This window comes from Thalassoglobus sp. (assembly GCF_048270125.1).
Lineage (GTDB): Bacteria > Planctomycetota > Planctomycetia > Planctomycetales > Planctomycetaceae > Thalassoglobus.
On the sequence record NZ_JBLWTN010000041.1, the window covers coordinates 24,957 to 34,926 of the forward strand.

At 50.1% G+C, this 9,970-nt stretch carries 8 protein-coding genes; 2 read left to right on the forward strand and 6 right to left on the reverse strand.

Annotated features, from left to right (window positions below; all coding sequences use genetic code 11):
- Positions 1-501: 501 nt before the first annotated feature.
- The gene (accD, locus tag ACN0YR_RS23930) at positions 502-1,326 is read left to right on the forward strand and encodes an acetyl-CoA carboxylase, carboxyltransferase subunit beta (protein WP_417851741.1); all 825 of its coding nucleotides are present in this window, start codon (positions 502-504) and stop codon (positions 1,324-1,326) included.
- Positions 1,327-1,383: 57 nt separating this feature from the next.
- Entirely contained in the window at positions 1,384-2,265 is an 882-nt protein-coding gene (locus ACN0YR_RS23935) for a serine/threonine protein kinase (RefSeq protein ID WP_417851733.1), read from the forward strand.
- A gap of 59 nt (positions 2,266-2,324) precedes the next feature.
- Here the strand turns inward: ACN0YR_RS23935 and ACN0YR_RS23940 are convergent, their stop codons facing one another.
- The 6 genes from ACN0YR_RS23940 to ACN0YR_RS23965 all read right to left on the reverse strand — a co-directional run.
- The gene (locus ACN0YR_RS23940) at positions 2,325-4,247 is read right to left on the reverse strand and encodes an ABC transporter permease (RefSeq protein WP_417851734.1); all 1,923 of its coding nucleotides are present in this window, start codon (positions 4,245-4,247) and stop codon (positions 2,325-2,327) included.
- Positions 4,248-4,270: 23 nt separating this feature from the next.
- Entirely contained in the window at positions 4,271-5,347 is a 1,077-nt protein-coding gene (locus ACN0YR_RS23945; protein ID WP_417851735.1) for an ABC transporter ATP-binding protein, read from the reverse strand.
- Positions 5,344-5,754: a cytidine deaminase gene (locus ACN0YR_RS23950; protein WP_417851736.1), complete on the reverse strand. Its 411-nt coding sequence runs from the start codon at positions 5,752-5,754 to the stop codon at positions 5,344-5,346. Before ACN0YR_RS23950 ends, ACN0YR_RS23945 begins: the two co-directional genes overlap by 4 nt.
- A 47-nt stretch (positions 5,755-5,801) precedes the next feature.
- On the reverse strand, positions 5,802-7,499 hold the full coding sequence (locus ACN0YR_RS23955) for a hypothetical protein (protein ID WP_417851737.1): 1,698 nt from the start codon (positions 7,497-7,499) through the stop codon (positions 5,802-5,804).
- Positions 7,500-7,836: 337 nt separating this feature from the next.
- Positions 7,837-8,955, reverse strand: a complete 1,119-nt coding sequence (locus ACN0YR_RS23960) for a Gfo/Idh/MocA family protein (protein WP_417851738.1) — start codon at positions 8,953-8,955, stop codon at positions 7,837-7,839.
- A gap of 493 nt (positions 8,956-9,448) precedes the next feature.
- Positions 9,449-9,970, reverse strand: a 522-nt coding sequence (locus ACN0YR_RS23965; RefSeq protein WP_417851739.1) for a hypothetical protein, incomplete at its 5' end; no start/stop codon positions are given.

The following is a 9,970-nucleotide window of genomic DNA, read 5'->3' on the forward strand; positions in this document are numbered from 1 at the left end:
TCCGGCAGAGTCCATCGCCATCTCTGAATGAAGACCATCTCACACGACCGGCACTTTATGCCGTCAGTGAGAGAGTGCCCGCTCGATGGACGTGTTGCCAATGTGACAACAGAGCGGCAATTTGTGGTCTCCAGCGGGACATTTTCAAGCTCGTTGGAGCACTGCCCTCGACAAGAACTCCTGAAACGATCAAGATATCGTCATCATGTAAATCGACAATCTCAGCCTGACTGTCACGACAGCGAAGTTGTGCCCATTTTAGGACAGCGGAGCTTCATACGCAGGCATCCCCAGACAAGTGCATGGGGACGAATCATGGTTGCCGATTTCAAGTCTTATCTTTGATCACTCGCACACACGGCCTGAATTGATTCACGACTGTTTCAGCGACTTCCAAGACGACGCTAGAAATTCTGTTCCACCGATTCCGGTTTCATTCAGCATTGCATCCTGACAACTATGAGTACAGAACCAGAGACGGTGAATCCTGACGTTCCCGATATGGCTGAAGACGCTCCTCAACCTCGAAAAAAACGTGGCGTTCCAGAGGGGCTCTGGCTTCGCTGCCCGTCGTGCTCAGCAACGATCTTCCGTAAACAAGTTGAAAAGAACTTGCGGATGTGTCCTGAGTGCAGCCACCACTTCTATGTTCCCGGACGTGTGCGAATCGAGCAACTGTTCGATCACGACTCGTTCGAAGAATGGTACACAGGAATCACTCCTGTTGACCCTCTCGGCTTCAGCGACAAAAAGGCGTACAAAGATCGCCTCGTCTCTGAACAGAAAAAGACAGGCTTGTCCGAAGCGTGTATCGTTGGAAAAGGCTACATGCGCGGACGGCCATTGATCTTCGGACTGACCGACTCTGCGTTCATTATGGGAAGCATGGGTTCAGTCGTCGGTGAAAAGCTGACCCGAGCCACAGAAGAAGCGACAAAACAGAAACTCCCCTTAGCCATCGTCAGCGGCTCAGGTGGTGGAGCCCGGATGCACGAAGGGATTCTATCTCTGATGCAAATGGGGAAAGTCTCAGCCGCTCTGGGACGCTACCACGATGCCGGAGGTCTCTACATCTCGATCCTCACCGACCCGACGATGGGTGGTGTCGCTGCGAGTTTTGCTTCTCTGGGAGATGTCGTCCTGGCAGAACCGAAAGCACTGATCGGATTCGCCGGCCCACGTGTCGTGAAAGCGACCGTTCATAGCGAACTCCCCGAAGGGTTCCAAACGAGTGAATTCCTGCTTCAGCATGGGTTTGTCGACCGCATTGTTTCGCGTCCGGACCTGCGTAGTGAAATCGCTCGGACCATTGACTATTGCACGTAATTTCCCCAGACCGATCTCTCATTCGGTGACAGACTTTTAAATCGACGAGGCAATTCGATGGAATTCTTGAAACGTCTCTTCAACAAGGAGCCTCGTATCGAGAAAGTCGATGTCGAGAAGAGATTCCAGCTCCTGACACGTGTCGGACAAGGGAGCATGTCGAAGGTCTGGAAGGCAACAGATCCTCGCAACAATGATCTCGTCGCCGTCAAAGTCTTAGACCAGGCAAAACTGGCTCGTTTGCAGCAGCGCTTCGTCGGTCTGGCTAAACCGTCTGAAGGGCAAATTGCCTCTGTACTCAATCACCCGAATGTTGCCAGAACAATCAGCCACGGCATCACGACGAACAACGAAGAATTTCTGGTCATGGAGTTCATCGAGGGTGACAGCATGAGCTACCTCGTGGAAACACAAAACGCCCGGATGAAAGAAAATTGCATCTGGTATTGTATTCAGTTAGGCGAGGGACTGAATTATCTGCACACCAACGATTGGATTCATCGCGACCTCTGCCCACGAAACATCGTGGTGACGAACGATGATCTTGTAAAAATCATCGACTTCGGGTTGATGGTTCCAAACACGCCTGAGTTTCGAAGACCCGGCAATCGAACCGGAACCGCTAACTATATGGCTCCGGAACTCATCCTTCGGCAACCTACAGACCAGCGAATCGACATCTTCTCATACGCTGTCACCTGCTACGAAATGTACACAGGTGAACTCCCCTGGCCTGCTGCCGACACGATGGAAAGCGTCTTGCACCACATCAACCAACCACCGGAAGACATTCGCAAGTATCTTCCCGATCTGGATGAACAAATCGCCACTGCAATCATGACCGGTCTCGAGAAAAATCCCGATGACCGCTGGCGAACAGTACAACGAATGGTCAACGAATTCCGGGAAGCGGGCGATCGACTCTTTCCAGACCAGTAAGCTCGACGCATGAACGTTCTCTCGTCACGCCGAATAACACCGTCAGTACGAGAGACCTCTTACTTCCAGTTGTCCTCGGAACGGCCCAGCATTCTCGCTGCGTGTTTCAGTGTGAAGGAACGGATAAAGTACAAAAGAAATCCGTAGAAGATCATATTCAACACGACCGTGAGCCAGGCACCGAGATTAGAGAGATCTTCGACCTCCCCAACTTCATTGAGAAATGGCACAATAAATGGGGAAGATATCAACGCCATTCTGAGAATGTCTCCCGAACCGAAATTTGCTGCCTCAAAGATCATGATCAAAACGACTGCGGGCACGATCATCCATGCAACGATGACAGCCAAAGCTGTAAAAATTGCTCGCGTCGATGTTTTTGCCCACATGCCGATCAACATGCTCAGCCACGCAAACAACGGCAACATGATCAGCACCGACGCCAAGCTCGTCAAAATGTAAAACAGCGTACTCCTCTCTGGATATCTGACAAACACCTCAACCCAGCCATTACTTCGAGAGCTGCGATAGCCACTGCAATGCCATGCTTGCATTGCCATTGAGGTCAGCAAGGGAATAGAGACGATCGACAGCAGTCGTTTGACCCCTTGGTATTTTTGCATCACGAATTGACGACTCGAAATAGGAGTTGTCAACAGAACGTCCAAAGTTTCATGCGAACGTTCGCTGGAAATGAGCGTCGCTGAGCGGACAACGGTTAGCAAAATCGCCAGAACCCAACATAGACATGTGATGAATGCAACAACTTCATTACGGTTCCCGGCATACATGTTTCCCGCTGAAAAAGTGACAGCGAGAAGGCAGATAAACAAAACCGGAAACTCAATGACCAGTCCAATTCGGACCAGGTAACGGAGCGATCCCAGAGCAGTTTTAGTTGTCTCTCTCCAGGCAATAGGCTCGTAATCAGGAAGCTTGTTGCCATCGCGAATCAAGACAATCCCCTGTGTCACCTTGTTCTGATTTGCTCGGTGAAACAACCGGTCCAGAACTTGAAACAGAAGAAGCAAATATCTCTTTGGCGTGACCACTGCCCGGGGAACCAATAGCAACCAGGAGAGCAACAGGAAATAGAAAGTGAGCCCCAGCGCAGGAAATCCGAGCGCCAAGAGCTGCCAGTTGTGGATTGTGGATGGGCCTCCTTCAATCGATGACATGAGTAGTATTGGAGCGAAAAAGATGAACCCGTTTTCTTCTGTGCGGTTATAAGAGAATTGCCCCCAAACTGGTTCCCACACGAAATTGTTTCCTGACTGGAGACCACACAATTCCCCAAGGCCATTCAATCCAAACTCACCAATCGAGCCGACCAGGGAGACCAATGTTTCAACTGAAGTCCAGATCAACGGACCAGAACCAAGACTATTCGGGTTCCTGTGACGAAACATCCCGAATAAAATGATCGGCCCAAAGAACATCAGGAATCCGAGCAAATAGGTTGCAATGAATGAGCTGACTGTTGTACGGAAGTAAGTGGAACACAAAATCCCCAGGGCCGCCAACTGACAGACGGTCACAATCAATCCATAAAAGCCGAACCAGACCTGAGTCTGTTCAACGCCCCCCAACGCATAACAAAAACCAAACAGCGGAAGCGAAATCAATAAGTATGTCCCCATCACGACCAAACGGCCCAAATACTTTTCGAGGACAATTGTTAACGGAGTCAGCTTCGTCAAAAACAACAACCCGATCGTGTTGTGTTCCTTCTCTGACGTGATCCCTCCGCAAGTCAACGCAGGAGTGAACAAACAGACGCCAAAAATCTGCAGCGACATCAAGATCGTAAACATCTCCCGGCCGCGGCCCATCAACTCGAATGGAGTCTCGACGTCGCTGTAAACCGTGCCCCAGAAGATCATCAGAGAAAAGCCAAAGAAGAGGACTGCATACAACGAACGAACGATGTACGTCCTCCGTCTTGCAGATTGCTCAATCAACTCTTTCGACAATAAAGGCAACCCAAATCTTTGCCGTGAATGCATCAAGCGGTCACCCCTTCTGTCAGCTTCATGAAGGCGGTTTCCATATCCATCGCTTCCGCTTGGAACATTCTGATTTTGCCTCCCAGGTTGACGATCCCTGAGTGCAAGTCTTCAATCGGCAACTCGTCTTCACGTAACCGAATCGCAATCCGATCTGTTTGCCGTTCCGCCGATTCAACACCCGGCAACCGTTCGATTTCGGCAACAAGTTCATCACTCGGATTCACAACCTGAACATGGACCACACGTTTCAACGAAAGCTGCTGGAAAATATCGTTCAAAGAGCCTTCTGCGACCAGCAGTCCCGCCTCAATGATCCCGATCCGAGTACAGAGTTGAGCAAGCTCATGCAGAATATGGCTGGAAATCAACACAGTCTTGCCCATCTCCTGCATCGCTTTCAAGAGTTCTCGCACTTCGATTCGTGCTCGTGGGTCTAACCCGGATGCAGGTTCATCAAGTAACAGCAAATCGGGATCGTGTAATAAAACACGTGCTAATGCGAGACGCTGTTTCATCCCGCGTGAAAGAGAATCGACGGGGGAGTCGATCTTGTGAGTCAGGTCCGTCAGTTCAAGAACATCCGTGACCACCGATTCCCGGCGGTCTTTCGGAAGACGGTAAGCAGCCGCAAAGAAATGGAGGTATTCACGCGAGGTCAGATCTTCGTACACGCCAAAAAAGTCGGGCATAAACCCGATCATTTCTCGCACTCGATCGGGGTCGTCTCGAACTTCGATTCCGTTGACTTTAACCTGCCCTTCAAACTTTTTCTGCAATGTCGCCAGAGCTCGAATTGTCGAAGACTTCCCTGCCCCATTGGGACCAATGAATCCAAACACTTCACCCTTGGGGATCTCAAAAGAGATACCTCGTACTGCATGGACTTTGCCATAACTGACATGCAAATCCTGGACAGAAACAACATTGACCTTGCCCACATCACCTGTCATCAGTTTTCCTGTTCTGGCTGTTTTCAGTTCGCAGTCTACACTCTTGGCATTCAATGAAAGATTGTGACCGATTGGAGAGTAAAATGTCCAACCAGAGACTTCTCCGGCCAGCAGACACTTCACTCAGAATGGTTTAAAGTTCCGAACGCTGAGGGTAGCAATTCCTGGATTGATTGAGGCTCAGAGCTTTTCAAATTGGAAAACGAAACGATTTGAACCTCATCTCCAAATTCGGAAATCACCTGTCGGCATGCCCCGCAAGGCGGCGTCAAACTCTCAGTGGGCGTGAAGATCACAACAGCCTGAATCGATTTTTCTCCAGCAGCGATTGCAGAAAAAATCGCTGACCTTTCGGCGCACATTGTCAAACCGAAGGAGACATTTTCAACATTACAGCCGGTGTAAATCTTCCCTGATCCTCCGCAAACAGCTGCCCCCACAGGAAATTCGCTGTACCGGCAATAGGCATTTTTTGAAACGTCCTTGGCTGCCTGTTTGAGCATTTCCAGAAGTTGCGAGTCAATCGCCATTCAAACCGTTCCTCTGACAACTTTGAATATGTGCGAGAACGAGCGAATTACGGAGAGCCGGGCAACTCGTACGGCAAGACCTTCATATACTCAACAAGATCATCGATGTCGCTCGATTTCAGATGGCTCGTTTTCCCGTGCTCGTCCTTGGGATTTGTGGTCGTCAAAACATCTCGCAGCGTGGCTGCGGTTCCATCGTGCAAGTACGGTGCAGTGCGATAGACTCCTAACAAGGTGGGGGTGTCATATTTTGTCCCCATCAGTTCGGAAGGATCGTCTCGCCCAGTGCCGACGTCGTGCATTTTGAGATCTGTCGCGTATGGACCGGAATGGCACTTCGCACAGCCGACTTCTGAGGAAAGGAACAACATTTTGCCTCGCCGAGCAGATTCGCTGAGCCCCTGTTTAGCGTGCGGACTGAGCTCAAACGGATGTGAATTCGCATAGGCAGCAAGTGCGTCCAATTCCCTGGACAAGCCTGCATTCGGTTTTCCGAGCGCGTCATTGACACGACCTCGAATCAGGCCGCGTGCCCCCATCAGAGGGGAGCGAATAGTATGTTCGAAATCCTGAACTTCGTCACGATCCGCCGACCAGTGAATGGGATGAGTCTCTTTCAAGCCAAAGACTGCCTGCGTGTTACGAAGCCCTTCAGGTTGCTGCCACGTCCGTCCATCGGAATTTCCATCAGGATGACAACTCGAACAGGAAATCCAGCGACGACTCGTCATAGGAGGATTCGCTGTATAGAAGAGCTTTTTCCCGAGCAGAAGTTCAGGCGTTCCGGTCCACTCCGTCACCTTGATCTCGCCATGTTGACGAAGCGTCGCTGCATCGTACGCCACCACATTAAAATCGAGTGCATTGTAGACGTAGAACGTTTTTGAATCCGGCGACACTTTGACTGCTCGGGGATTCGACCCGATCCGCAGCAATCCAGCAAACTCGACTTCGTGGTAGTCATCATCAAGAAGATCCCCAACATACATGTCGTTGGTCCCAGCGAAAACGATATACAATCGCTTTCCATCCGGAGAAATGGCGACCTCCCAAGGATTCGCGACAACGTATGTCCCGCGGAAGGAATCCATCTGCTTGCGTTTCCGAACCGATTTATCATGGACATCGGTATTGACGATCCCCAGGTAGGGAAAGATCGAGCCAGAACCGTGCGAGACTTCCGTCAATGACCGCTGATGGGGGAGATAGGCTTTCGACCATGTCGGATGCACCGTAATCTGACGACAAATGTTATCTTCTTTCGAGCCAGTCCACTCGTGAGTCACTTCGAAATCCTTGACGTCGATAGACTTCACGATGCCGGTGAAATATTCGGTCACCAGCAATTCATCGTCATGCAATGCCAGTCCTCGCAGGAAACTTCCAGCCTGAACCTGCCGTACAATCTCGTTCTTGGCTGGATCGATTTCGAGCACTTCTCCGGGATATTCCAGCGTGGCCCAAAGGCGAGATCCATCGGCGTTAGAGACGACCGAGTAGGGCTCGTCAAAGACATCGAGGCTGCCGGTTTTCTTTCCCGACTTCGCATTTACAAAATCGATGCGGTCTTCACCGTAGATCGCAACTGCGACATCGTACGACTCGCCAATGAATGTCACACATTCGGGATGACGCCCCACTTCGACTTCGTGCAACTTCCGCTTCGTTTTCAGGTCGACAACCGAGAGCGTTCCCGCGTCCCGATTCGAGCAGACCAGCAGAGCTCCGTCAGTCGAGATATCCATCAGACTGTTCGACGTGCCAGCAGATGCAGTCACATCCAGAAAGAACGCATACAGAAAAAGCGTACATAGAAAGCTATTGCAAAGAATCCGGTTCACAGATTTCACTCCATTCGGTGATGGTCACAAGATCAGCTTGCCCAAAGTCTAAAGTATTCACAGTCCAGAGTCAGCACTATTCGCCTACTTCAAGCTCCAGGTCTGTCGCCGAGAAGATCATCTTGAACTCAAGACACGAGTCCGCAAACTGATGAATAGATGAGAATCACGCGTTCAATGCTTCGATCAGAGATCAAGAAAACTCGCCGGGCACGTCAAGTGCCCGGCGAAGCGTGTTTGATTAACCGAGTGTGAACTCTGGCAACTTGACGATCTCGCCACCTTTCGTGGCAGATTCATGAGCACAAATTCCGACGCAGGTCCAGTTCGCACTCGTCACTGCATTCGGAAGTGGATCACGATCTTCGAGCAAGGCGTTCACAAACTCATTGACCAAATGCGGGTGCGAACCTCCATGTCCGCCCCCTTGCAAAAAGGACAGGTGTTCTGCATCGTGAATTTCTGCTGGAAGCGTAAACCGACGAATCTCTTCCGGAAGCAAATGAGCGAAGTCGGGAACTTCGATCTTCTCCGGAATTTCCGGCTCCGGCTTCTTCGCAGTGTGCAACACGTGTGGTTCATTCTCAATAAGAGTCCACTCGAAACTTTTCTTCGTTCCATACACGTCAAAGCTCTCGCGATACTGACGTGCCACATCGTACAGACAACGCCAGATGTGCGCCGTCAAATCGGAGTCCTTGATCTTGATATGACATGATTCGACAGCGAACTGATTCCCCGATTTCTGCGCGATGTCCTCTCTCACCGTTCCAGACCCCATGCAGCTGACGTACTCTGCAAGACCGTCTACCAGTCCCAGACACGGACTCACAACATGTGTCGCATAGTGCATCGGGATCATCTCTTCCCAGTAACTCGGCCAGCCATCCATGTCCTGTGGGTGAGAGGCTGCCAAGTGCTGGATTTTTCCGAGTTCGCCCTTCTCATACAGCTCTTTAATAAACAGGTATTCGCGGCTGTAGACGACCGTTTCCGCCATCATGTATTTCAAGCCGGTCTCGTTGACCTTCTCCACAATCTGCCGACATTCATCAATCGTCGTCGCCATCGGGACGGTGCACATCACATGCTTGCCCGCATCCAACGCCTTCAGCGACATCCACGCATGGTCCGGAATCGGACTGTTGATATGCACAAAGTCGATGTCCGGGTCAGCGAGAACATCGTCGTAGCTGGTGTATCGTTTTTCGATTCCGAACTGATCGCCAGACTTGTTCAACTCAACTTCATTCCGCCGACAAATCGCAGTCACATTCGCTTTCGGATGAGCCTGATAAATCGGGATGAACTCCGCACCAAACCCCAACCCAATCATCGCACCATTCACAGATTGACTCATTCTTGATCCTTTCATCATGTTCAACATCTATGGGAGAATCCAGAGCTTATCACGATCCCGATCCGCTCAACCACTCACCTCAGCATTTGCATACATTGACGATGACATTCTCAAAGAAAAGTTGCAAGACGACAGAAGAGAATTGTATTCACGAAAACCCCTGCCTTCGTAGATTGGTTCATCGGGGTTGTGACTGGAAAAGTTCAAGCCCCACTTGGTATCACTTGAATCAGGAAGGTCCAATCAAAATAGATCCAACCCCACCAGATTGGCTGACAGAGTGATGATGATTGACTTGGAAGATCGACGAAGAATTGACCCCGCATTCAGGGACATCCGCTCCGCTACCGTCCCTGCCACCCTGTCGAATTTGGTCAGATTGAAGACCACGTCGGAGAACCAGATTGAGAACATACAACTTTAAAGTGTACGCGAGTATTGCATTGCGGCAGGGGAGCCCTGCCCTACCGGTACTTCACCAGATTTATTCATTTCATTTTGAGTGCCGCAGGCGATCCGCCCCCACAATAATCACAATCTCTCCAATATCCGGGTCTCTTCCGAGTAATTCCCAATCCCTGTCAATTCTACTAACCACTTGATCGGGGCTCAAATTCCATTCCTCAAAACAGTTTGTAATAGTGCTGTAATTACCAACGCACACTTCTCCTGGGTCTAGCATTTCACGAACGTATTTTAGTGTCATATCTTTTATTAATTCCGGTTCGCCGACACCAAAATCAGATCGTACTTGATAAAGAACATACCACAAACCTACTTCATCTAACTTTGCTTCATCGATCAACTCATTTAGTATATTATGTTTAATATCCATATGCATACCTTCATGGCTCGAAGTGGTTTTTTTCACTGGAATACCTGGAATATTAATGTCCAGTGAAGGAGACTTATCAGCTGAAACAGATACCGGTCTTAGTACTGTAGGGCAGGGCTCCCCCAATATTGTTCGGCACTTTTTTTGCGGTGTGTCAAGGAGGGGATTTGTTGAGGGATT